Source organism: Paraburkholderia bengalensis, from assembly GCF_037126505.1.
GTDB classification, from domain to species: Bacteria; Pseudomonadota; Gammaproteobacteria; order Burkholderiales; family Burkholderiaceae; genus Paraburkholderia; species Paraburkholderia bengalensis.
In genome coordinates this window covers 67036-89070 of sequence record NZ_JACFYJ010000025.1, presented here as the reverse complement: position 1 = coordinate 89070, position 22035 = coordinate 67036, and the positions used below count along the sequence as shown (strand labels likewise).

Annotated in this window: 19 protein-coding genes and 1 pseudogene; 11 read left to right on the top strand and 9 right to left on the bottom strand. The window is 63.0% G+C overall.

What is annotated here, in order from left to right; translation table 11 throughout:
- Window positions 1-5: 5 nt before the first annotated feature.
- Window positions 6-635: a TetR/AcrR family transcriptional regulator gene (locus H3V53_RS17165; protein ID WP_336598963.1), complete on the top strand. Its 630-nt coding sequence runs from the start codon at window positions 6-8 to the stop codon at window positions 633-635.
- Between the two features lie 247 nt (window positions 636-882).
- Window positions 883-1548, top strand: coding sequence for a GNAT family N-acetyltransferase (locus H3V53_RS17160; RefSeq protein ID WP_336598962.1), 666 nt, complete (start codon window positions 883-885; stop codon window positions 1546-1548).
- Window positions 1549-1637: 89 nt separating this feature from the next.
- Here H3V53_RS17160 and H3V53_RS17155 read toward each other — a convergent pair whose 3' ends face one another.
- Entirely contained in the window at window positions 1638-2153 is a 516-nt protein-coding gene (locus H3V53_RS17155; protein WP_336598961.1) for an Lrp/AsnC family transcriptional regulator, read from the bottom strand.
- A 144-nt stretch (window positions 2154-2297) separates the two neighbouring features.
- Here H3V53_RS17155 and hppD point away from each other — a divergent pair, with 144 nt between their 5' ends.
- On the top strand, window positions 2298-3395 hold the full coding sequence (gene hppD, locus H3V53_RS17150) for a 4-hydroxyphenylpyruvate dioxygenase (protein WP_054918463.1): 1098 nt from the start codon (window positions 2298-2300) through the stop codon (window positions 3393-3395).
- Between the two features lie 155 nt (window positions 3396-3550).
- Here hppD and H3V53_RS17145 read toward each other — a convergent pair whose 3' ends face one another.
- Entirely contained in the window at window positions 3551-3736 is a 186-nt protein-coding gene (locus tag H3V53_RS17145) for a hypothetical protein (RefSeq protein WP_054918462.1), read from the bottom strand.
- Between the two features lie 344 nt (window positions 3737-4080).
- Between H3V53_RS17145 and H3V53_RS17140 the strand changes: the two genes are divergently transcribed.
- Window positions 4081-7686 carry an indolepyruvate ferredoxin oxidoreductase family protein gene (locus H3V53_RS17140; protein ID WP_336598960.1) on the top strand — a complete coding sequence of 1202 codons (3606 nt, stop codon included), beginning with the start codon at window positions 4081-4083 and terminating at the stop codon, window positions 7684-7686.
- 80 nt (window positions 7687-7766) lie between these two features.
- On the opposite strand, the gene H3V53_RS17135 is transcribed toward H3V53_RS17140, so the two are convergent.
- Entirely contained in the window at window positions 7767-10052 is a 2286-nt protein-coding gene (locus H3V53_RS17135; protein ID WP_336598959.1) for an NADP-dependent malic enzyme, read from the bottom strand.
- Between the two features lie 296 nt (window positions 10053-10348).
- Window positions 10349-11581, bottom strand: coding sequence for an MFS transporter (locus tag H3V53_RS17130; RefSeq protein ID WP_336598958.1), 1233 nt, complete (start codon window positions 11579-11581; stop codon window positions 10349-10351).
- A 327-nt stretch (window positions 11582-11908) separates the two neighbouring features.
- Between H3V53_RS17130 and H3V53_RS17125 the strand changes: the two genes are divergently transcribed.
- Entirely contained in the window at window positions 11909-12595 is a 687-nt protein-coding gene (locus H3V53_RS17125; protein ID WP_054918453.1) for an orotate phosphoribosyltransferase, read from the top strand.
- A 170-nt stretch (window positions 12596-12765) separates the two neighbouring features.
- Here H3V53_RS17125 and H3V53_RS17120 read toward each other — a convergent pair whose 3' ends face one another.
- Window positions 12766-13455: a response regulator gene (locus H3V53_RS17120; protein WP_054918451.1), complete on the bottom strand. Its 690-nt coding sequence runs from the start codon at window positions 13453-13455 to the stop codon at window positions 12766-12768.
- A gap of 264 nt (window positions 13456-13719) precedes the next feature.
- Here H3V53_RS17120 and H3V53_RS17115 point away from each other — a divergent pair, with 264 nt between their 5' ends.
- The 3 genes from H3V53_RS17115 to argC all read left to right on the top strand — a co-directional run bounded on the left by H3V53_RS17115 (window position 13720) and on the right by argC (window position 16204).
- The gene (locus H3V53_RS17115; protein ID WP_336598957.1) at window positions 13720-14337 is read left to right on the top strand and encodes a YbhB/YbcL family Raf kinase inhibitor-like protein; all 618 of its coding nucleotides are present in this window, start codon (window positions 13720-13722) and stop codon (window positions 14335-14337) included.
- Window positions 14338-14475: 138 nt separating this feature from the next.
- Complete coding sequence (locus H3V53_RS17110; protein ID WP_336598956.1) at window positions 14476-15051, top strand: flavodoxin family protein; 576 nt, start codon at window positions 14476-14478, stop codon at window positions 15049-15051.
- A gap of 205 nt (window positions 15052-15256) precedes the next feature.
- Window positions 15257-16204 (top strand): N-acetyl-gamma-glutamyl-phosphate reductase, encoded by a 948-nt coding sequence (argC, locus tag H3V53_RS17105; RefSeq protein ID WP_336598955.1) that lies wholly within the window; start codon window positions 15257-15259, stop codon window positions 16202-16204.
- A gap of 449 nt (window positions 16205-16653) precedes the next feature.
- On the opposite strand, the gene H3V53_RS17100 is transcribed toward argC, so the two are convergent.
- Both H3V53_RS17100 and H3V53_RS17095 read right to left on the bottom strand, forming a co-directional pair.
- Window positions 16654-17298: a LysE family translocator gene (locus H3V53_RS17100; protein ID WP_336598954.1), complete on the bottom strand. Its 645-nt coding sequence runs from the start codon at window positions 17296-17298 to the stop codon at window positions 16654-16656.
- A 162-nt stretch (window positions 17299-17460) separates the two neighbouring features.
- Window positions 17461-18330 carry an NAD(P)-dependent oxidoreductase gene (locus H3V53_RS17095; RefSeq protein WP_336598953.1) on the bottom strand — a complete coding sequence of 290 codons (870 nt, stop codon included), beginning with the start codon at window positions 18328-18330 and terminating at the stop codon, window positions 17461-17463.
- Between the two features lie 102 nt (window positions 18331-18432).
- On the opposite strand from H3V53_RS17095, the gene H3V53_RS17090 reads away from it, so the two are divergent.
- The gene (locus H3V53_RS17090) at window positions 18433-19188 is read left to right on the top strand and encodes a Mut7-C RNAse domain-containing protein (protein ID WP_336598952.1); all 756 of its coding nucleotides are present in this window, start codon (window positions 18433-18435) and stop codon (window positions 19186-19188) included.
- A gap of 100 nt (window positions 19189-19288) precedes the next feature.
- Entirely contained in the window at window positions 19289-19576 is a 288-nt protein-coding gene (locus H3V53_RS17085; RefSeq protein ID WP_336598951.1) for a hypothetical protein, read from the top strand.
- A 168-nt stretch (window positions 19577-19744) separates the two neighbouring features.
- Here the strand turns inward: H3V53_RS17085 and H3V53_RS17080 are convergent, their stop codons facing one another.
- Window positions 19745-19948, bottom strand: a complete 204-nt coding sequence (locus tag H3V53_RS17080) for a hypothetical protein (RefSeq protein WP_054918441.1) — start codon at window positions 19946-19948, stop codon at window positions 19745-19747.
- Between the two features lie 369 nt (window positions 19949-20317).
- Between H3V53_RS17080 and H3V53_RS17075 the strand changes: the two are divergent.
- Window positions 20318-21263, top strand: a pseudogene (locus H3V53_RS17075) (DMT family transporter).
- 50 nt (window positions 21264-21313) lie between these two features.
- Here the strand turns inward: H3V53_RS17075 and H3V53_RS17070 are convergent.
- Window positions 21314-21580, bottom strand: a complete 267-nt coding sequence (locus H3V53_RS17070; RefSeq protein ID WP_336598950.1) for a hypothetical protein — start codon at window positions 21578-21580, stop codon at window positions 21314-21316.
- Window positions 21581-22035 lie beyond the last annotated feature (455 nt).

The window sequence follows — 22035 nt, the reverse complement described above, 5'->3', positions numbered from 1 at the left end:
CAATCATGGCCCGTACACGAGCCCCAGACCACGAGAGCCAACGCGACCAGATCCTCGAACTGGCCGCCGCCAAATTCGCCCAAACCAGCTATCCGAGCACATCGATGGCGGATCTGGCAGCGGCGAGCGGCACGTCGAAAGCGCGTCTCTATCACTATTACGAGAGCAAGGAAGCGATTCTGTTCGACCTGCTCGACCGCTACACGAAGCGGCTGATGCTGATCATCGCGGAGGTGGAAGGCGCGAGCCAGCGGCGCGGCCTCACCGAGCACGAGACATTCGCCGAACTCATCCGCGCCTTTCTCTCCGAATATGAGACATCGCATAGCCGGCACGTCGCGCTGCTGAACGACGTCAAATATCTGGTCGAATCGCAGCGCGAGATCATCCTGAACCGGCAGCGCGACGTGGTCGCCGCGTTCACGCGACAGCTGGCGCGCGCGTATCCCGAGCGGGTGACGCGCGAGAACCAGACGGCTCTCACGATGATGGTGTTCGGGATGATCAACTGGACTTTCACCTGGCTGAAGCCGGGCGGACGGCTGGGCTATCGGGAATTCGCGGAACAGGTGGTCGGCATGGTCGATCACGGGTTGGCTTCGCGCGCTCCAGCTACGGATGCCAAGGCGGGTTGACGCGGGTCGATCCGCGGTCGTGTTGTGACGCAGCAATTCTCATGCCGCCGTTGCGACAAGACGACGTGAGTCGAACGCACGTTCGAATAATTGATATTCTATATAAATCAATAGCTTATATTCCGATTAAAGACGATTTTAGACTAGACACTCGACCGGTTTCAGGGTTTTCCCTAGTGATGATTCGGGTTTTCCATTAGAATGCCTTTTGCGGCGCGTCATGCCGCTAGCTATAGGAGAACCCATCATGAACATGCAAACTGTCCGCGCCGTCGAGCCGATCGCTGTCGATCGGTTGTTGCATGTCGCCGGCCACGCGCCTGTTCTGGTGCGCGAACTTGGCGAAAAAGACCGCGAGCGCCTGCTCACGCACTTCGTCGAACTCGACGATGACGACCGCCTGCTGCGTTTTGGTCAGGTCACGCCGGATCACGTCATCGAAAACTACGTCCGCACGCTGGATTTCAACCGCGACACCGTGTTCGGCGTGTTCGACCGTCAGCTCAAGCTGGTAGGCGTCGGCCATCTGGCTTACCTGCCCGCAGAAGGCGATGCGCGCACGGCGGAGTTCGGGGTATCGGTCTCGGAGAGCGTGCGCGGCCAAGGCATCGGCACGAAGCTCTTCGAACGCGCGGCCATTCGCAGCCGTAACACGCACGTCACGACGCTGTACATTCACTGCCTGTCGCGCAATACCACGATGATGCACATCGCGAAAAAGGCCGGCATGAAGATCGAGTACGCGTACGGCGAAGCCGACGCCTATCTGACGCTCGCGCCCGCCGACCAGAACAGCATCATCTCCGAGATGCTGCAGGAACAGGCGGCCGTGTTCGACTACGTGCTCAAACGCCAGGCGCGCAGCACGTCGAAAATAATCGAATCGTTCATTCCGACCGCGATCGCCGCGTAAGCGCAGCGCGTCACCGCATCCGCCAGAAGAGCGGCTCGTCAGCGAGCCGCCGTTTTTGTTTGGACGCGCTCCGGCTTGGTGCGGTCTCTTCACAACGGCAGCGCCGTCGTCTCCTTGAACTTCTCCAGCGAAAAGCTCGACTTCACGTCGATCACCGACGGATGCCGTAGCAACTGGTCCTGCACGAAGCGCGAAAAATGCGCCATGTCGCGCACCTGAACGCGCAGCAGGTAGTCCATGTCGCCCGTCATCGCGTGGCACGCAACCACCTCCGGCCATCCCTGCACTGCCACGCGGAACAACTCCGAATGCGTCGCGCCCGCGCGCCCAGGCGTGCCGTCGGCGCGCGCGCTGAGCACCGGGCCGCCGCGCTTTTCGAGCCGCACGTTCACGTAGGCGAGCAGGTCGAGCCCGAGCAACTGCGCATCGAGCAGCGCAACGTAGCCGCGAATCACGCCGATTTCCTCCAGCCGCCGGATGCGCCGCAAGCACGGGCTCGGCGACAGGTTGACCCGTTCAGCGATTTCCTGGTTCGACAGCCGCCCGTTCTCCTGGAGAATGGCCAGAATGCGCCTGTCGATTGCGTCTATCTCGATTTGAGCCATGTTCTGCCGTTTAATTCCTTTCGCGCGCGAGAAAATAGCTCAAGGGTAGAATCCCCCGCTTAATTTCGCAAGATTTCTTCTCGGATCGGCAACTACACTGTTCTTCATCAAATCGCGCGAGCGCGCCGGATCAGGAGACACAACATGAAGGTTCCCACTTGGGAGAATCCCGTCGGCACCGACGGCTTCGAGTTCATCGAATACACCGCGCCCGATCCCGTCGCGCTCGGCAAGCTGTTCGAGCGCATGGGCTTCACGGCCGTCGCGAAGCATCGCCACAAGGACGTGACGCTGTACCGGCAGGGTGCGATCAACTTCATCGTCAATGCTGAGCCGGATTCGTTCGCGCAGCGCTTCGCGCGTCTGCACGGCCCGTCGATCTGCGCGATCGCGTTTCGGGTGCAGGACGCCGCCAAAGCGTACAAGCGCGCGCTCGAACTCGGCGCATGGGGCTTCGACAACAAAACGGGCCCGATGGAGCTGAACATCCCCGCCATCAAGGGCATCGGCGATTCGCTGATCTATTTCGTCGACCGCTGGCGCGGCAAGAACGGCGCGACGCCGAACAGCATCGGCGACATCGGCATCTACGACGTCGATTTCGAGCCGATTCCGGGCGCCGATCCGAACCCCGTCGGCCACGGCCTCACCTATATCGACCACCTGACGCACAACGTCCATCGCGGGCGCATGCAGGAATGGGCCGAGTTCTACGAGCGCCTGTTCAACTTCCGCGAAGTGCGCTACTTCGATATCGAGGGCAAGGTGACGGGCGTGAAGTCGAAGGCGATGACGTCGCCGTGCGGCAAGATCCGCATTCCGATCAACGAAGAAGGCTCGGAAACGGCAGGACAAATCCAGGAATATCTCGACGCGTATCGCGGCGAAGGCATCCAGCACATCGCGCTCGGCACGGACGACATCTACAAGACGGTGGACGGCCTGCGCGCGTCGAACATTTCGCTGCTCGACACGATCGACACGTATTACGAACTCGTCGACCGCCGCGTGCAGAACCACGGCGAGCCGCTCGAAGAGCTGCGCAAGCGGAAAATCCTGATCGACGGCGCGCGCGAAGACCTGCTGCTGCAAATCTTCACCGAGAACCAGATCGGACCGATCTTCTTCGAGATCATCCAGCGCAAGGGCAATCAGGGATTCGGTGAGGGCAACTTCAAGGCGCTGTTTGAATCGATCGAACTGGATCAGATTCGTCGCGGAGTTGTGCAGGACAAAACCTGATGCGTGCTTGAAGCGATAGGACCAGCAAAGAAAAAGGCGAGGAATCTGACGATCCTCGCCTTTTTCGTACAGTAGAACCCGCGGTCTCAGTCAGTCCGCCGGTTCGGGGATTCATGTGCAGCGGACGATCACCCGATCGAACCGCCGTCGAAGGGTCAGCCTTGCTGCTCCGATTCGTCGGACGAGCGCCGCTGGTTCACGGCGACCGAAGTCGCGGCCACTTGAGTCGTGCGCGTGACGGCATTCGCGAGCGCATTGGCGCTGTTCGGGCGCATAGGCGCGCTCATCGCGAAGAATGCTGCCGAGACCATCAGGAAGGTCTGGATGTGTTTCGTGTTCATGCGTACTCCTTTTTCGACTGCACAGCGAAGCTCCGCAGCATGCGGAACGTTGCGATTCGTGCAGATGGGGAGTTTAGACCGCAATTTCAAGCGCCGATCCGCCCCGTTTCAAGCTTTTACACCTCGTAACAGGGCGAATCATAAAGCGCGCGCGGCGTCACACGCGTGACATTTTTGGCTGCCGTGCTGCCGCATCGTGGTGTTTTCAACGATAGGCGACGGGTTTTTACCAGTGCTACCATCGCAAAAAAGCCGTCAATATGGCGACCCCGGCCAGAGCATTCACAAGATGCCGAGGCCGAGAAGGTTTTGGCGATCCCAAACTGGGTGGAGGAGTACACATAATGAATGCCCCGCTAGACGCAGGTCAGCGAGCCTCGCTCGAAGCCGCGTTGAATTCCGTCACGCTAGACGACAAATACACGCTCGAACGCGGCCGCGCGTACATGAGCGGCATCCAGGCGCTGGTCCGCCTGCCGATGCTGCAGCAGGAGCGCGACAAGGCCGCCGGGCTCAATACAGCCGGATTCATCTCCGGCTATCGCGGATCGCCGCTCGGCGGTCTCGACCAGTCGCTGTGGAAGGCGAAGAAGCACCTCGCCGCACACCAGGTCGTATTCCAGCCCGGCGTCAACGAAGACCTCGCCGCCACCGCCGTGTGGGGTTCGCAGCAGGTCAATCTCTATCCGAGCGCCAAATACGACGGCGTGTTCTCGATGTGGTACGGCAAGGGCCCCGGCGTCGACCGCTCGGGCGACGTGTTCAAGCACGGCAACTCGGCCGGTTCGTCGCGACATGGCGGCGTCCTCGTGCTGGCCGGCGACGATCACGCTGCCAAATCGTCGACGCTCGCGCACCAGTCCGAACATCTGTTCAAGGCATGCGGCCTGCCTGTGCTGTTTCCGTCGAACGTGCAGGAATATCTCGATTTCGGCCTGCACGGCTGGGCGATGAGCCGCTACTCCGGCCTGTGGGTCGCGATGAAGTGCGTGACCGACGTGGTCGAATCGTCGGCTTCCGTCGATATCGATCCGCAACGCACGCGCATCATTCTCCCCGACGACTTCGCGATGCCCGAAGGCGGTCTGAACATCCGCTGGCCCGATCCGCCGCTGGTGCAGGAAGCGCGTCTGCTCGACTACAAGTGGTACGCCGGGCTCGCCTATGTGCGCGCGAACAAGCTCGATCGCATCGAGATCGATTCGCCGCACGCGCGCTTCGGCATCATGACGGGCGGCAAGGCGTATCTGGATGTGCGCCAGGCGCTCACCGATCTCGGTCTCGACGACGAAACCTGTTCGCGCATCGGCATTCGCCTGTACAAGGTCGGCTGCGTGTGGCCGCTCGAAGCGCAAGGCGCGCAGGCGTTCGCGCGCGGGCTCGAAGAGATTCTGGTGGTCGAAGAAAAGCGTCAGATTCTCGAATACGCGATCAAGGAAGAGCTGTACAACTGGCCCGATGCGCAGCGTCCGCGCGTGTTCGGCAAGTTCGATGAAAAAGATGGCGCAGGCGGCGAATGGTCGGTGCCGATGGGCAACTGGCTGCTGCCCGCGCACTACGAACTGTCGCCCGCCATCATCGCGAAGGCGATCGCTACGCGTCTCGACAAGTTCGACCTGCCGTCCGACGTGCGCGCCCGCATTGCCGCGCGCATCGCCGTGATCGACGCGAAGGAAAAAGCGCTCGCGCGCCCGAAAGTCGCGATCGAGCGCAAGCCGTGGTTCTGCTCGGGCTGCCCGCACAACACGTCGACCAACGTGCCGGAAGGCTCGCGCGCGATGGCGGGCATCGGCTGCCACTACATGACCGTGTGGATGGACCGCAGCACGAGCACGTTCAGCCAGATGGGCGGCGAAGGCGTGGCGTGGGTCGGCCAGGCGCCGTTCACCAACGACAAGCACGTGTTCGCCAATCTCGGCGACGGCACGTACTTCCACTCCGGACTGCTGGCGATTCGCGCGGCGATCGCGTCGAAAGCGAACATCACGTACAAGATTCTGTACAACGACGCCGTCGCGATGACGGGCGGCCAGCCCGTCGACGGCGTGCTGACCGTGCCGCAAATCACACATCAGCTCGCGGCAGAAGGCGCGAAGAAAATCGTCATCGTCACCGACGAGCCCGACAAGTACAACGGCAACGTCGGCTTGGCGCCTGGCATCGACATTCATCATCGGGACGAACTCGACGACGTGCAACGCGTGCTGCGCGACATCGAAGGCACGACGATCCTGATTTACGACCAGACCTGCGCGACCGAGAAGCGGCGCCGCCGCAAACGCGGCGCGTATCCCGATCCGGCGAAGCGCGTCGTGATCAACGAGGCGGTGTGCGAAGGCTGCGGCGATTGCTCCGTGCAGTCGAACTGCCTTTCCGTCGAGCCGCTCGAAACCGAGTTCGGCACGAAGCGGCAGATCAACCAGTCGACCTGCAACAAGGACTACTCGTGCCTGAAGGGCTTCTGCCCGAGTTTCGTCACGGTGGAAGGCGGTCAGCTGCGCAAGCCGAAGGCGTCGGGCGTCGCGAGCGAGGCGATGCCGGGCGTGCCCGATCCGGACATTCCCGCCATCGCCCGTCCGTACGGCGTGCTGGTGACGGGCGTCGGCGGCACGGGGGTCGTGACGATCGGCGCGCTGCTCGGCATGGCCGCGCACCTGGAAAGCAAGGGCGTCACCGTGCTCGACGTGACGGGTCTCGCGCAAAAAGGCGGCGCGGTATTGAGCCACGTGCAGATCGCGAACCAGCCCGCCGACATCCATGCGACACGCATCGCGATGGGCGAAGCAAGCCTCGTGATCGGCTGCGATTCGATCGTGACGGCGAGCGACGAGTGCGTGTCGCGGATGCAGAACGGCCGCACGCACGTCGTGCTGAACAGCGCGCCGACGCCGACGGCCGAGTTCATCAAGAACCCGAACTGGCGCTTCCCCGGCGCGAGCGCGGATGCCGACGTGCGCGCGGCAGCCGGCGACGACCACGTGTCGGCCGTCGATGCGAATCACTTTGCCGTGGCGCTGCTCGGCGATGCGATCTACACGAATCCGTTCGTGCTTGGCTATGCGTGGCAAAAGGGCTGGCTGCCGCTCACGCACGAGTCGCTGACGCGCGCGATCGAGTTAAACGCCGTGCAGGTGGAAAAGAATCTGGCGGCATTCGAATGGGGCCGTCGCGCGGCGCACGATCTGTCCGCGGTGCGCAAGCTCGCGAACATGCAAGACCGGCTCGACGACGGCAACACAGCGAACGCCGCAGCCAGCAAGATCATTTCGCTGCACACGCCGAAGGCGCTCGATTCGCTGATCGACAAGCGCGCGCAATATCTCACTGCGTATCAGAACGACGCGTACGCGACGCGCTATCGCAAGCTGGTCGACGAAGTGCGCGCCGCCGAAACAAAGCTCGAAGCCGTGGACGCGCAAATGCCGCTGACGGAAGCCGTCGCGAAGAATCTGCACAAGCTGATGGCGTACAAGGACGAGTACGAAGTGGCGCGTCTCTACTCGGACCCGGCGTTCGTCGAGAAGCTAAAGGCGAATTTCGAAGGCGACTGGAAGCTCAAATTCCATCTTGCGCCACCCGCGACGTCGAAGAAGGACGCGCACGGTCACCTCGTGAAGAAACAGTATGGCCCGTGGATGCTCAATGCAATGCACGTGCTCGCGAAGATGAAGTTCCTGCGCGGCACGGCGCTCGACGTGTTCGGCAAGACGGAAGAGCGTCGGACGGAACGCGCGCTGATCGGAGAGTATGAGGCGCTGGTGCGCGAACTGATCGGCGGTTTGACGGTCGAGAAGCGCGCGCTGGCCGTCGAACTCGCGAGCCTGCCGGACGGCATTCGCGGCTACGGTCACGTGAAGGACAACAACCTGAAGGGCGTGCGCGCGAAGTGGGCGTCGCTGCTCGAGAAGTGGCGCGCGCCGGCGGGCAGTGTCGAGCGGCACGTCGCCTGAGGCTTGCAGCGGTTCATGCAGCAGTAGCGAAAAGGGCACCTCGCGGTGCCCTTTTTTATTGCATCAGCGACGACGGCGCGTTACTTCGCGGCATTGCGCTCCACGTTGGCGTTCGCCGAAGCGACAGCCGTCATGTTGATGATCCGGCGCACGGTCGCGGCCGGCGTCAGGATGTGCACTGGCTTGGCCGCGCCAAGCAGGAACGGACCGACCGTCACGCCTTCGCCGCCGATCATCTTCAGCAGGTTGTACGTGATGTTCGCCGCTTCGACGTTCGGCATGATCAGCAGGTTCGCTTCGCCCGTCAGCGTCGTGCCGGGGAACGCGGCCTTGCGGACCGCTTCCGACAGCGCCGCGTCGCCGTGCATTTCGCCGTCCACTTCGAGGTGCGGCGCCCGCTCGGCGATCAGCTTGCGTGCAGCGGCCATGCGCGCGGACGACGACGACGGCACGCTGCCGAAGTTCGAGTTCGACAGCAGCGCGACCTTCGGCACGATGCCGAATTTCTCGATCTCGCTCGCGGCGAGAATCGTCATGTCGGCGAGTTGCTCGGCCGTCGGCACTTCGTTCACGTACGTGTCACTGATGAACAGGTTGCGGCCCGGCAGCATCAGCAGATTCATCGCCGCGTAGTTGTCGACGTGCTCCGCCTTGCCCAGCACCTGCTCGACGAACTTCAGATGCTCGTGATACGTGTCGATCAGGCCGCAGATCATGCCGTCGGCGTCGCCGAGATGCACGAGAATCGCGCCGATCAGCGTGTTGAACTTGCGCATCGCGGCTTTCGCCACTTCCGGCGTCACACCGGAACGTGCACCGATTTCGTGATACGCCTGCCAGCTCTTCTGATAGCGCGGATCGTCTTCGGGATTGACGATCTCGAAATCCTCGCCGCACTTGAGCTTCGAGCCCATCTTCTTCAGGCGCATTTCGATCACGCTCGGACGGCCCACCAGAATCGGTTTGGCGATCTTTTCCAGCAGCACGAATTGCGCGGCGCGCAGCACGCGCTCGTCTTCGCCTTCCGCGAACACGATGCGCGCCGGTTGCGCCTTGGCCGCCGCGAACACCGGGCGCATGACCATGCCCGTGCGGTAGACCGTCGCGCCGAGTTGCTCGCGATACGCGTCCATGTCCTGAATCGGTCGCGTCGCGACGCCCGAATCCATCGCGGCTTGCGCGACGGCGGGCGCGATCTTGATGATCAGGCGCGGATCGAATGGCTTCGGAATCAGGTAGTCCGGACCGAATTCGAGCGAATGGCCTTCGTACGCCTTCGCGACTTCATCGCCCTGATCGGTTTCTTCCGCGAGTTCGGCAATCGCGCGCACGCACGCGAGCTTCATTTCTTCCGTGATCGTGGTCGCGCCGACATCGAGCGCGCCGCGGAAGATGAACGGGAAGCACAGCACGTTGTTGACCTGGTTCGGATAGTCCGAACGTCCCGTCGCGATGATCGCGTCCGGGCGCACCTTCTTCGCTTCTTCCGGACGGATTTCCGGTTCCGGGTTCGCGAGCGCGAGGATCAGCGGCTTGTCGGCCATCGTCACGACCATTTCCGGCTTCAGCACGCCTGCGCTCGAACAGCCGAGGAACACGTCGCAGCCGTGCATCGCGTCGCCGAGCGTGCGCGCATCGGTGCTTGCCTGATAGCGCTCTTTCGACGCATCCAGATTGCCGCGCCCTTCGTAGATGACGCCCTTCGAGTCGACCACCAGCGTGTTCGATTTCTTCAGGCCCAGGTGCACGAGCAGATCCAGACACGCAATTGCCGCCGCGCCCGCGCCCGAGCAAACCAGCTTGATGTCTTCCAGCTTCTTGCCGACCACTTTCAGGCCGTTGAGAATCGCCGCCGACGCAATGATGGCCGTGCCGTGCTGATCGTCGTGGAAAACGGGAATCTTCATGCGCTCGCGCAGCTTCTTCTCGATGTAGAAGCATTCGGGCGCCTTGATGTCTTCGAGGTTGATGCCGCCGAGCGTCGGCTCCAGCATCGCGATCGCTTCGACAAGCTTGTCGGGATCGGACTCGCTTAGTTCGATATCGAACACGTCGATGCCGGCGAACTTCTTGAACAGGCAGCCCTTGCCCTCCATCACCGGCTTCGCAGCGAGCGGCCCGATGTTGCCGAGGCCCAGCACGGCCGTGCCATTCGTGATCACGCCGACCAGGTTGCCGCGCGACGTGTACTTCTGCGCGTCGAGCGGTTCGTCGTAAATGGCCATGCACGCGGCTGCGACGCCCGGCGAATACGCGAGCGACAGGTCCAGCTGGTTCGAAAGCGGCTTGGTCGGCGTAACCGAGATCTTGCCGGGCCTGGGATTCTGGTGATATGCGAGAGCGCTTTGCTTCAGTTGTTCGTCCATTTTCTAACCTGCGAGACGTTAATAATTGGGCCCGGCTCAAATACCACGTGCTGCGCTGGCCATTGTCGACGGTAGATCGACGGTGGCGATTCTCGCGTGCGCCGGTTGGGCGCGGCGTCAAACCTCAGCGGAAAGCAGGTGGCGCTGAGCTTTTTCGGGTCGATCAGTGTACACCCCGGAAGAGACGGTTCGGGGCGGTTTTGTACCAGTTGGATAAGACGAAACCGTGCCGGCGCCTGCTGCAGCGCGGCATGAAAACGCTTCCGTCTTGACCGCCGGCATCTGGCGGCAAGGGGTTATTCGAGCGCTGCGCCGCGGCGTTCCGGAATCAGAAAAAGCGTGGCGACGATGTCGAGCAGATAGATGGATGCGAGCACGCCGAGCGCCGCCGCGAACGAAAACCGCGCGGCCAGCGCGCCGACGGCGACGGGCCCGAACCCGCCGACTGCACGGCCGAGGTTGAACAACACGTTTTGCGCGCTAGCGCGGGCGTCGGTCGGATAAAGCTCGGAAATCAGCGCACCATAGCCGCCGATCATCCCGTTGACGAACACGCCCATCACCGCGCCGCCGATCAACAGCGCAAACGGCGTGGTCAGTTGCGCATAGACGAACACCATCACGACGGCGCCCGCCTGGTAGAACAGAAACGCGGGCTTGCGTCCGAAGCGGTCAGCCGCGACGCCGAACAGCCAGATGCCGACGGCCATGCCGAGCACGGTCACGGCCGTCCACAGTCCGGAGCGCGTCAGCGAGTAGCCGAAGGTCTTGGACAGGTACGTGGGCAGCCAGATCATCAGGCCGTAGTAGCCGAAGTTCTGCACCGAGCACAGGATCACGACGCCGAGGCTCGCGCGCGTGGTCCGCGCGTCGGCGACGAGCAGTTTCAGCGGCGGTTTGTGCATGCCGCGCGCGACGCGCTCGGTGAAAAGCGCGGGTTCCTCCACGCGCCGCCGCACGAGAAAAGACACCACGGCAGGCAGCAGCCCGATCGCGAACATGCCGCGCCAGCCGATGACGGGCAGCAGCAGCGGCGTGAGCAGCGCCGCCGCCAGTACGCCCAGCTGCCAGCCCAGCCCGACATACGACGACACGCGCGCCCGCCGCGCCGCCGGCCACGCCTCCGCAACCAGCGCCATGCCGATGCCAAACTCGCCGCCCAGGCCGACACCCGCGATCGTCCGGTAAATGAGCAGATCGCCGTAGCCTTGAGCCAGCGCGCACAGGCCCGTGAATATCGCAAAAATCAGGATCGTCCACGTCAGCATCCGCACGCGTCCGAAATAGTCGCTCAACACGCCGAAGATCAGCCCGCCCGCAACCGCGCCGACCAGCGTCCACGTCACCAGCGAGCCGGCTTGCGTCGACGTAAGGTGCAGGTCGGCGGCGATGGCGGGCAGCATGAAGCCGAGAATCAGCAGGTCGAAGCCGTCCATCGCATAGCCGAGCACCGACGCGAGCAGCGCCCGCGCGCCGTAGCCGGGACGGGCGTGTTGCGCAGCGGGGTTCGAGGAGGAAACGGTGTTCATGGGCGGCGAGTTCGGTGCGGACATGGATGGAAAGCGGCAATCCGGCTCTCCGTGGAAATTTCGCGAGAGTGTAAAGGCCGCCGATAAGCGTCACAACCTGGCCAAAATGCATAGGCGCAATGCACAACCTGTCGTCGCGGGTACTGGCTTTGGGCGCCTCGGCCCTAAGAACAGTCCGAATCGGGTAAAATATTGGGCTACGCGCGCAGCAAACCGGCCGGTTTTCAACTCGTCCGGCATGTTTCGCCCACCAGGGCGCGAAATGTCACGCTTGCTGCGCCATCGGGCCGCGCGCCCGCCCTCCCGCTCATCACCAAGGATTCGCCCATGACAGGCTTCGATCGCCAGACGATCTCCGACACGACCGCCAAAATGCTGCTGGAAGTCCAGGCAGTGCATTTCAACGCGGAAAAACCGTACATCTTCACTTCCGGCTGGGCGAGCCCGGTGTACATCGACTGCCGCAAGCTGATCTCGTATCCGCGCGTGCGCCGCGGCCTGATGGAAATGGCCGAAGCGACGATCCTGCGCGACGTCGGCTACGAGCAGATCGACGCTGTCGCCGGTGGCGAAACGGCGGGCATCCCGTTCGCAGCGTGGCTGTCCGACCGCCTGATGGTGCCGATGCAATACGTGCGCAAGAAGCCGAAGGGTTTCGGCCGTAACGCGCAGATCGAAGGTCTGCTGACGGAAGGCCAGCGCGTGCTGCTGGTCGAAGACCTGACCACCGACAGCCGCAGCAAGATCAACTTCATCAACGCGCTGCGCACGGCGGGCGCGCAGGTGAACCACTGCTTCGTGCTGTTCCATTACAACATCTTCAAGGAAAGCGTGTCGGTGCTGAAGGATATCGACGTCGACCTGCACGCGCTCGCTACGTGGTGGGACGTGCTGCGCATCGCGAAGGAGAAGGGCTACTTCGACACGAAGACGCTCGATGAAGTCGAAAAATTCCTGCACGCACCCGCCGAGTGGTCGGCGGCGCACGGTGGCGCGACGGCTGCGCCGCAATAAGCCTTTTTGTGTCGGCGGGCGGCGACTCATGCGCCATGCATCGCCAGGCACGTAACGAACAAGGCCGCCTGTCGTCTGGACAGGCGGCCTTGTTATTTCTATTTCAAAAACCGCAGATTCTGAAAGTCGCTGAAGGCGTTCTCAAGGACACCCCAGGACGTTTCCGACGATCATCCGTTCGAGTCAGCTTCACCCGGCGCATACGACGATAGATTCAGCAAGCCATTGCTTTGCGCATACTGAAAAAGTTCGGAGTCCCGTTCAAGTCCGAGTTTGCGCATCGCTGTGTTCTTCTGCGTGCTGATGGTCTTGATGCTGCGATTCAGCTGTTCGGAAATTTCCTTGATCGTCATGCCCGAAACAAAGAGCCGCACGACTTCCAGCTCGCGTTTCGACAGGATCACCTCATCGCTCTTACCGCCCGCGTTCATCCGCAAGGTATCGAGCGATGCCTTCACCGACGGACTCATGTATTCGAGATGACGGCTGACGTGCTGCACGGCGAGACCGATGTGGCTTAGATCGTCCGATTTGTTCACGACCGAAATCACGCCAAGCTCGTTCAAGCGCTTCAACAATGCGGCGTTTTCGAGCATCGTCAGGACAACGATAGGCAAGTCGGGAAAATTCCGACGCAGATAACCGATCAGCGGCAGACCGTCGCCGTATTGCCCGCCGGGCATCGCGAGATCCGTGACGAGTACGTCGCAGGGCGTGGTCTGCAGTATCTTCACCAGGTCGGTGGACTGCTTCGCGCGCGCGACCACACGGATGCCCTGAAATTTGAGCAACGCCTGTTCGGCACCAAAAAGAATGACTGGATGATCATCGGCGACCACGACCCTGATGGGATCCTGCATGGTCCTTCCTTCTTCTGACAATCCGCGCTCCGAAACTTCAGTCATGCAACCGTTCTTAGTTCTAAATTTATAGGACTTGTCTGCTTGTGTACAACCGCGACGACTGCAGCGACTATAGCCGATTTCACGCGTCACTGGCCGCTCATCGAGCACAAATGGCTGTAAAAGATGTAATGTTAGATTCGATTCGCCGCTTGGACACAAAAAAGGACAATAATCTCTCGTAAGAACAATTCTTTACGAGCCTGACAGGAGATTCGGCACATGCGCTTGCGTTGTCCCGTCGTTGCGCCTGCTTCGTCCCGTTCGTTCCTGGTGTTTCTGTCTCGTGTGCCTATGCGCGCTGCCTCGCTCGTCGCCGTCGCGTTCGCGTTTTACGCGTCGAGCGTCTTCGCCGACACCGCGTTCACCGTGACAAGCGCGAGTTTTCGCCCGGGCGCCGCCGTCGACAATGCCCAGTTGCTCGACCGCTACGATTGCAAAGGCCTCAACCGCTCGCCGCAACTCAGCTGGCACAATCCGCCGGACGGCACGCGCAGCTTCGCTGTCACGATGTTCGATCCCGATGCGCCGGGGCGCGGCTGGTGGCACTGGGCCGTCGCCGGCATTCCCGCCAACGTCGATCGCCTGCCGGAAAACGCGAGCGCCTCCGGCTTTCTTAAGAAACTCGGCGCCGTCGAAGCCCGCGACGATTTCGATATCGACGGGTATGGCGGGCCTTGTCCGCCTGCGGGCAAGCCACATCGCTATGTCATCACCGTGTACGCGTTGAATACACCGAACCTGAGGCTCGCGCAAGGACGACCGTCGCTGATGTTCGACCACGAGATCAGCACGGCGACGCTCGGCTACGCCCGCATGACCGTCACATACGGCCGATAGCCTCGCGTGCGCCTGCGCGCCGCGACTCGGCGGACCTTTCGCCGCGCCTGAAAGAACCTGCGCCAGATGACAGAATGAAGGCAGCCTGACATCGCCTCACGCGCAGTTCGATAATTCCCTGCAACGACGGAGCTGTTCATGTCGAAAATCATCATCGTGTATCACAGCGGTTACGGCCACACGAAGAAGCTGGCGGAAGCCGTGCTCGCGGGCACCCTCGATGGCGGCGCCGATGCCAGGCTGATCGCCGTCGGCGAACTGGACGACGCGGGCTGGGCAGAGCTGGATACGGCCGATGCGCTGATTTTCGGTGCGCCGACCTACATGGGCGGGCCGTCCGCCGACTTCAAGAAATTCGCCGACGCCAGCTCGAAGCCGTGGGTCGGCCAAAAGTGGAAGGACAAGGTGGCGGCCGGCTTCACCAACTCCGCGACGATGAACGGCGACAAATTCTCGACGATCCAGTACTTCATCACGCTCGCGATGCAGCACGGCATGATCTGGGCGGGCTTGGGAATAATGCCCGCCAACACGAAAGCCGCGACGCGCAACGACCTGAATTATGTCGGCGGATATGCGGGGTTGCTGTCGCAGTCGCCCGCCGACGCCACGCCCGACGAAGCCCCCCTGCCCGGCGATCTCGACACGGCAAAAGTGTTCGGCGCGCGGATCGCCGCCGTGACGGCGCGCTGGAAGGCAGGGCAGCCGACGTAGGAGTTTAGTGCCTTGGGGCCTGGCGCTGCTCCCCCCATAAGCCCGCCTGCTCGAGCCGCGCCCGCTGTCACGCCGATGCCACTGTTGCGGCGCAACGTGTTTTTGGGGCGAATGTGCGCACGCGCCGGCCTACGGTCTTAAAATAGCGTTCCGGCGCAGCCAGGCGCCCCGTTTTCCCGCCGTTTAATCAGCAAGCGAGATCGAGATGAGCACGAAAGTTTTTGTCGACGGACAGGAAGGCACGACCGGCCTGAAGATTTTCGAATACCTGTCGCAGCGCGCCGACGTTGAAATCCTCCGCATCGAAGAAGCCAAGCGCAAGGATCTCGACGAGCGCCGTCGTCTCATCAATGCTTCCGACGTCACGTTTCTGTGTCTGCCCGATGTCGCGTCGCGCGAATCGGCCTCGCTTGTCGAGAACGAGCGCACGGTGCTGATCGACGCGAGCACCGCGTTTCGCACCAGCGCCGACTGGGCGTACGGCCTGCCCGAACTGGCGCGCGCGCAACGCGAGCGTCTGCGCAGCGCGAAGCGCATTGCCGTGCCGGGCTGCCACGCGTCGGCGTTCGTGCTGGCCATGCGCCCGCTCGTCGAAGCAGGCGTCGTGTCGAAAGACTTCGCCGCGCACAGCTATTCGATCACCGGCTACAGCGGCGGCGGCAAGAAAATGATCGCGGACTACGAAGCGGGCGGCAACGCCAGGCTCGACAGCCCGCGCCCCTATGCACTCGGCCTCGCGCACAAGCATCTGCCCGAAATGGCCGCGCACACGGGCCTCGCGAACGCGCCCATCTTCACGCCGATCGTCGGCAACTTCTTCAAGGGCCTCGCCGTCACGACCTACTTCACGCCTGGCCAACTGGCCAAGCCGGCCACGCCGCAGGACGTGCAGGCGCTGTTCGCCGAGTACTACCGCGGCGAGCAGTTCGTGCGCGTCGCCCCGTTCAACGCCGAGGACAACCTCGACAACGGCTTCTTCGACGTCCAGGCGAACAACGACACGAACCGCGTGGACCTGTTCGTGTTCGGCAACGAAGAGCGTTTCGTGACCGTTGCGCGCCTCGACAACCTCGGCAAAGGCGCATCGGGCGCGGCGATCCAGTGCATGAATCTCGCCATCGGCGCAGACGAGGCCGCGGGCCTGAAACACTGACGTATCGCTCCGGACGGCACGCCGTCCTTGCATCGAAAAGCCGGCATTCAAACGCCGGCTTTTTTTCGCGCTTATCTAGCCGCGACATCGATCTTCCAGTACTTCCAGTACGACGTCGGCGAGGTGACGAAGGCTGGACTGACGGCCGCCCCATCATCACGTTCATCACATTCATCACGTTCATCGCGGTGTCGTGCAGGTCTGCGTACGAATGCGCGAACGTGGAGCAAGATTCAGGGCAAAAAAAAAGCCCGCCGAGTTGGCGGGCTGAATCCATATCAGAGGAGACATGGAGGAGACAAGACGAACTATAGCAAACCCACTGCTGCGATGCAACAAACCTACTTAGAGGACGACTTCTAGGCCGTAGAAGGTGGACAAATCGTCGCACAAATACCATTTGGAAGCTTTTTTGTGCTTCGCATCATGAGCGCGTCGGGCGAACGGAATCAGTGCCGCATCAGCCCCATGATTGCGCCGAAGCCGACGAACACGCCGCCCGTCAGCCGGTTGAAGGCCTTCGCGACGCTGCTGCTCCTCAGCTTCGCACCGATCCGCGTGCCGCAGCCCGCGTAGACGGCGTACCAGCTGACTTCCATGACGGCCGTGGTCGCGACGAGCACGGCGAATTGCGGCAGAGTCGGCTGCGAGGCGTCGATGAACTGCGGCAGCAAGGCAGCCGAAAACAGAATCGCCTTCGGATTGCTGCTGCCCACCAGAAAGCCGTTGCGCAAGAGCGCGCCGCGCGCCGGGATGCGCTTGCCGGCGGCATCGGCCGAAGCGTCGACTTGCGCCGCCGCGACTTCGCTCGCGGGCGCGCGCCATGCCTTCACGCCGAGCCAGATCAGATAGGCCGCGCCGATCAGCCGCAGCGCGTCGAACGTCGTCGGCCAGGCCTTCAGAAGCACGCCGAGACCAGCGACGGACACGGCCAGCATCAGCATCAGCGACATCAGGCAGCCGGCCATCGTGGCCGTCGTGGGGCGCATGCCGTAGCGGGCGCCGTGCGTCATCATCAACAGCATGTTCGGGCCGGGAATCGCGCAGACGACGAAAATCGTCGCGACGTACAGCCCCCAGGTGTGCAGACTCATGGTGCGTTTGCTCGATGAAAGGAAAACGGCCCGCGCCGCCGCCCAACGGCGGCAGGCGCGAATCACAGCAACAAGCGAAAAGAAGCGACAACGACCAACAAGCGACAAGCCGTCCGCCTTCGCGCGACGCCAGCCGCGCATGCGCCGACGGCGGGCGCTGCGTCAACGGCCCGCGCGACGCGCGGCCACCTGACCCAGCACCGCGAAGTCCTTGTCGCCGTTGCCATGCGCGACGGCTTCGATCAGGCTGTCGCGTACGGCGCTCGCCACGGGCATCGGCGTCGACACGGAGTCGGCTGCCGCCAGTGCGAGGCGCACGTCCTTCAGGCCGAGGCGCGCCTTGAAGAGCGCCGGTTCGTAGCGCTGTTCCGCGATCATCTTGCCGTAGCCCTGATAGACCGGGCCGGGGAACACGCTGTTCGTGATGACGTCGAGAAAATCCTGCATCGCGACGCCATGACCGCCGAGCAGCGCCGACGCCTCGCCAAGCGACTCCACCGCCGACGCCAGCATGAAATTCGCCGCCAGCTTCACGACGTTCGCCTGCTGCGGCAGCGAGCCGATGCGCCACGTCTTCTGGCCGATCGCGTCGAACACCGGCTGCACGCGGTCGATCGCCTCGGCGGGGCCTGCAGCGACGATCGTCAGCTTCGCGGCCGCCGCGACGTCCGGGCGGCCCATCACGGGCGCCGCGACGTAATGCAGGCCGCGTCCGGCGTGCGCCGTCGCCAGTTCTTCGGCGAGCGTGACGGAGACGGTCGCCATGTTCACGTGAATCAGCCCGCGCGGCGCGTGCTCGAGCAACGGCGCGGTGATCACCTCGCGCAGCGCGATGTCGTCGGCGAGCATCGAAAAGACGGCGTCGCCCGTGAAAGCCTCGGCGGGCGTCGCGACCACCTGCGCGCCCAGCCCGGCGAGCGGCTGCGCCTTGTCTGCCGAGCGGTTCCATACACGCACCGTATGTCCGGCTTTCAACATGTTTGCGACCATCGCGGCGCCCATTTCGCCGAGACCGATAAAACCGATGTCCATCAATAGCTCCTGTACAAGAACACGAAGTAGAGCATAGTCGGGCGCGCCGTGCAGGTAATTGCCCATCGGCAGCGCGTGCGGCCCGGTGCGATACTCGATGTCATGGTCACCGCGACTTTCCGCTTCTACGAAGAACTGAACGACTTCCTCGCGCGGCCCCTGCGCCGTCAGTCGTTCAGTTGCGAGTGCGCGCGCGCCGCCACGGCCAAGCACATGATCGAGGCGCTGGGCGTGCCGCATACGGAAGTCGAGCTGATTCTCGTCAATGGCGAGTCCGTGCGCTTCGAGCATCAGTTGTGCGAAGGCGACCGCGTGGCCGTCTATCCGAAGTTCGAGGCGCTCGACATCCAGCCGCTGCTGCGCGTGCGCGAGCGGCCGCTGCGCGTCGTGCGCTTCGTCGCCGATGCGCATCTCGGCGGGCTTGCGCAACTGCTGCGGCTAGCCGGCTTCGATACCCTGTACGACAACCATTACGCCGATTCGCATATCGAGCAGATCGCCTCGGGCCAGGACCGCATCGTCCTCACGCGCGATCGCGAGTTGCTCAAGCGCCGAACGATCACGCACGGTTGCTACGTGCGCGCGCTGAAGCCACAAGCGCAGTTGCGCGAAATATTCGACCGGCTCGATCTGGCGCACAGCGCGCGGCCGTTTCGCCTGTGCCTCACGTGCAACGCGCCGCTGCGGCGCATTCCAAAAGACGAAGCCATCGGCCGCGCGCCCGCAGGCGTGCTCGAGCGGCATTCGCAGTTCGTCACGTGCGACGTGTGCGGGCGCGTGTTTTGGGAAGGCTCGCACTGGCGGCGCATGCGCGCGCTCATGGACAGCGTGACGGGCGCGCCGGCGCCCGCGAAGTAAGCGCGGGCTCCTGCACGACGCGGATCGAGGCTGCCGCGACCGGCCGCCGTCGCGCGATGCGTACAATGCTGGATCGCTTATCGTTAGAGGCCTTTCACGCATGGCAATGAAGAAATTCGACCTTGAAAAGAACAAGGCGCTGAAACTCGGCAACCAGATGAAGCAGTCCGTTGCCGCCGACCGCTTCGGCAAGGCGTCGTCGCAGCACGCGCAGCTCGACAGGCGCGAGCAGCGCAAGCTCGATCAGGCCAAGGGGCTCGTGCCGTTTGCGTGCAAATTGCCCGAAACGCTCGTCGATCAGTTGAAGGAGCGCGCCGCGGCGCATCCCGAAGGCATGAACGGGTTGATCGCCGAGCTGCTCGTCAATGGGCTGGCAGCGGGCGTCTGAGCGCGCGCCCGATACGCAACGGCGCGTATCGATCCCGCGCGAGTCTGATTGCAAGCTGCATGCAAGCTGATAACCAGCGCCCAAATGCAAAAGGCCGAAGCATCCGCTTCGGCCTTTCTTGTTGCTGCGCCGGCATCGCACAAAGCGGCCGGCGCGACAAACAGGCGCTTAGTTCTGCGTGCCCTTGTCGTTCGTGCCCGCTGCCGATGCAGCCGACGACACGCCGGCGCGCTTGCCGTGCGTCTTCAGTTGCTTGTGCGTGTGCTTCGGCTTCGCAGCGGATGCCGCCGCTGCGTCGGATGCCTGTGCGAAAGCTTGAACGGACACCAGCGCGAGCGAGGCGGTGACGAGCGAGGCGATGATCTTCTTCATATGTGTTATCCCCAAACCTGACGACTTTAAGTCAAATGTTGAATTGAAACAGCATGTTGGCGAAGCCTGCCGGCCCACAGCGCCTTGCGGCTCCCCGCGGGGAGTATCACGCAGCGTAGGCGGTTTGTCATCCGGTAAAGCCAGATATGTATTTTCCGGGACACAGCTTTCTTACTCGATGCTTTCAGCGCGTCGACGCTTCGCCGACAGCGCAGCAGGTATCATGTCGGCTGCCTGATCGGGCGGCCATCGATCTGCAAACGCTACCGGAATCGCTGCCGCCGTCGATCAGATTGACCGATCGTTTCGTCTGAGCCAAGGCGCGTGCGCGCGCCGCGCGAAGCGATCCGCGCCGCCAGGACTTCTCCCTTGAAAACCACCACCCGCCAACACCTGCGAGCGAACCTGCTGATGCTCGTCGCCGCGATGATCTGGGGCAGCGCCTTCGTTGCGCAACGCCTGAGCCTCGATGCAATCGGACCGTTTCTCTTCACCGGGTTGCGCTTTCTGCTCGGCGCATTCGTTGTACTGATCGTGTGGTCGCTCGCGCGGCGCCGCCGGGGGGGCCGTGTCGGCCTTGCAGTCCGTTCCGGCGGCCAGCAACCGCGCGCTGTGGCGCGACGGCGCGCTGCTGGGCCTGCTCGTCGCCGGATCGATTTCGTGCCAGCAGATTGGCCTGCAATACACAAAGGTCGCCAACGCCGGCTTCATCAGTTCGCTGTATGTCGTGATCGTGCCGCTGATGGGCGTCGCGCTGCGCCATCAGACGGGCGTCGGCGTGTGGCTCGGCGCGATGCTGGCCGCGCTCGGCATGTACTTTCTCAGTGTCGATGAGCATTTTTCCGTTCAGTACGGCGACTGGCTGCAACTGGCGGGATCGATCGTGATTTCCGCGCAGGTCGTGCTCGTCAGCCGCTTCGCCCGCCGCCATGATCCGTTGGCGCTTGCGCTGGTGCAGTTCGTCGTTTGCGGCGTCGTGAGTCTCGCCATCGGGCTTGTCGTCGATCCGCTGCGCATCGCCGACATCGTTCGCGCTGCACCGACCATCCTCTACGGCGGCGCGCTGTCCGTCGGCGTGGCGTACACGATCCAGGTCGTCGCGCAGAAAGACGCCGCGCCCGCTCACGCCGCCGTGATCTTCAGCATGGAAGGCGTGTTCGCCGCGCTCGCGGGCTGGCTCGTGCTCGGCGAAACGCTCGCTTCGCGCGCGCTGCTCGGCTGCGCGCTGATGCTCGCGGGATTGATTGTCTGTCAGGTGATGCCGATGTGGACCGCGAAGCGCGGCGTCGCGTCGGATTCGGCGGAACCGGCCTGAAAGCCGCTCCGCCTTGCCAACGCGGCGCGGCCGGAAGCCGCACCGCGCTGTCAGGCGGCCGCTTGCGCCAGCGATGCGCGCCAGCTTTCGGCGTAAGCGCGCTTGCGGTGCGTGGGCGGAAAAACGCACCAGCAGCCGTCCGCGTGGCGGAAAAAGAACAACGAGCGTGAATGGTCCGGCAACGACGTTTCGACGCGCACGTAGCGCGTGCTATCCCACTTCGTCCTGCCGAACTGCGTGACATGAACGGGCGCGGAAACGGGCCCGAGCCACTTATCGACCAGAAACCGTAACGACTGCTCAGTGGCGGCTTTCATGACGTTCTCCACGTCGTCTTGCCGTGACAGCTTTCGCGCGACGCGTCCGGCTTATCCTCGTCTGCTTCGGCTGCCTCTTGTGCAGCGAGCTCCATCGCCCGTTGCGTCGCTGCCGCGCGCAGCGCCCTGCAATCCGCTGCGTGCCGCATGTCCGACAGTAGCCGAACCAGTTGTCGCGCGTTCCTGCGTTTCATAAGCACCCCCGCACTGCACAAAAGACTTGAGAAAGCACTTTAACTTTATGCCTTGATCTGTCGTCTCTCTAGTTGTTTTGACGAAATAGCAACAGTCGAATTCGAATTGGACGACTGAGTATTTCATCGGTTTTCATCGTGCCGCCGACATCTCGCGTGGTCTGTGCGCTGGCATGCGCAACGCAGCAACCGTGCAGACCGCGCGGCGCTTCAGTTGGCATCGAATATGCGGTCATTTGCTGCGTAAAACTGCAGATCAAA

What these genes read in the sequence shown, in the direction of transcription:
- argC (WP_336598955.1), top strand. Translation starts at nt 15,257, where the DNA reads ATGAGCACGAAAGTTTTTGTCGACGGACAGGAAGGCACGACCGGCCTG.
- H3V53_RS17080 (WP_054918441.1), bottom strand. Translation starts at nt 19,948, where the DNA reads ATGAAGAAGATCATCGCCTCGCTCGTCACCGCCTCGCTCGCGCTGGTG.
- H3V53_RS17085 (WP_336598951.1), top strand. Translation starts at nt 19,289, where the DNA reads ATGGCAATGAAGAAATTCGACCTTGAAAAGAACAAGGCGCTGAAACTC.
- H3V53_RS17070 (WP_336598950.1), bottom strand. Translation starts at nt 21,580, where the DNA reads ATGAAAGCCGCCACTGAGCAGTCGTTACGGTTTCTGGTCGATAAGTGG.
- H3V53_RS17115 (WP_336598957.1), top strand. Translation starts at nt 13,720, where the DNA reads ATGCGCTTGCGTTGTCCCGTCGTTGCGCCTGCTTCGTCCCGTTCGTTC.
- hppD (WP_054918463.1), top strand. Translation starts at nt 2,298, where the DNA reads ATGAAGGTTCCCACTTGGGAGAATCCCGTCGGCACCGACGGCTTCGAG.
- H3V53_RS17155 (WP_336598961.1), bottom strand. Translation starts at nt 2,153, where the DNA reads ATGGCTCAAATCGAGATAGACGCAATCGACAGGCGCATTCTGGCCATT.
- H3V53_RS17160 (WP_336598962.1), top strand. Translation starts at nt 883, where the DNA reads ATGAACATGCAAACTGTCCGCGCCGTCGAGCCGATCGCTGTCGATCGG.
- H3V53_RS17125 (WP_054918453.1), top strand. Translation starts at nt 11,909, where the DNA reads ATGACAGGCTTCGATCGCCAGACGATCTCCGACACGACCGCCAAAATG.
- H3V53_RS17130 (WP_336598958.1), bottom strand. Translation starts at nt 11,581, where the DNA reads ATGAACACCGTTTCCTCCTCGAACCCCGCTGCGCAACACGCCCGTCCC.
- H3V53_RS17145 (WP_054918462.1), bottom strand. Translation starts at nt 3,736, where the DNA reads ATGAACACGAAACACATCCAGACCTTCCTGATGGTCTCGGCAGCATTC.
- H3V53_RS17140 (WP_336598960.1), top strand. Translation starts at nt 4,081, where the DNA reads ATGAATGCCCCGCTAGACGCAGGTCAGCGAGCCTCGCTCGAAGCCGCG.
- H3V53_RS17095 (WP_336598953.1), bottom strand. Translation starts at nt 18,330, where the DNA reads ATGGACATCGGTTTTATCGGTCTCGGCGAAATGGGCGCCGCGATGGTC.
- H3V53_RS17165 (WP_336598963.1), top strand. Translation starts at nt 6, where the DNA reads ATGGCCCGTACACGAGCCCCAGACCACGAGAGCCAACGCGACCAGATC.
- H3V53_RS17120 (WP_054918451.1), bottom strand. Translation starts at nt 13,455, where the DNA reads ATGCAGGATCCCATCAGGGTCGTGGTCGCCGATGATCATCCAGTCATT.
- H3V53_RS17090 (WP_336598952.1), top strand. Translation starts at nt 18,433, where the DNA reads ATGGTCACCGCGACTTTCCGCTTCTACGAAGAACTGAACGACTTCCTC.
- H3V53_RS17100 (WP_336598954.1), bottom strand. Translation starts at nt 17,298, where the DNA reads ATGAGTCTGCACACCTGGGGGCTGTACGTCGCGACGATTTTCGTCGTC.
- H3V53_RS17110 (WP_336598956.1), top strand. Translation starts at nt 14,476, where the DNA reads ATGTCGAAAATCATCATCGTGTATCACAGCGGTTACGGCCACACGAAG.
- H3V53_RS17135 (WP_336598959.1), bottom strand. Translation starts at nt 10,052, where the DNA reads ATGGACGAACAACTGAAGCAAAGCGCTCTCGCATATCACCAGAATCCC.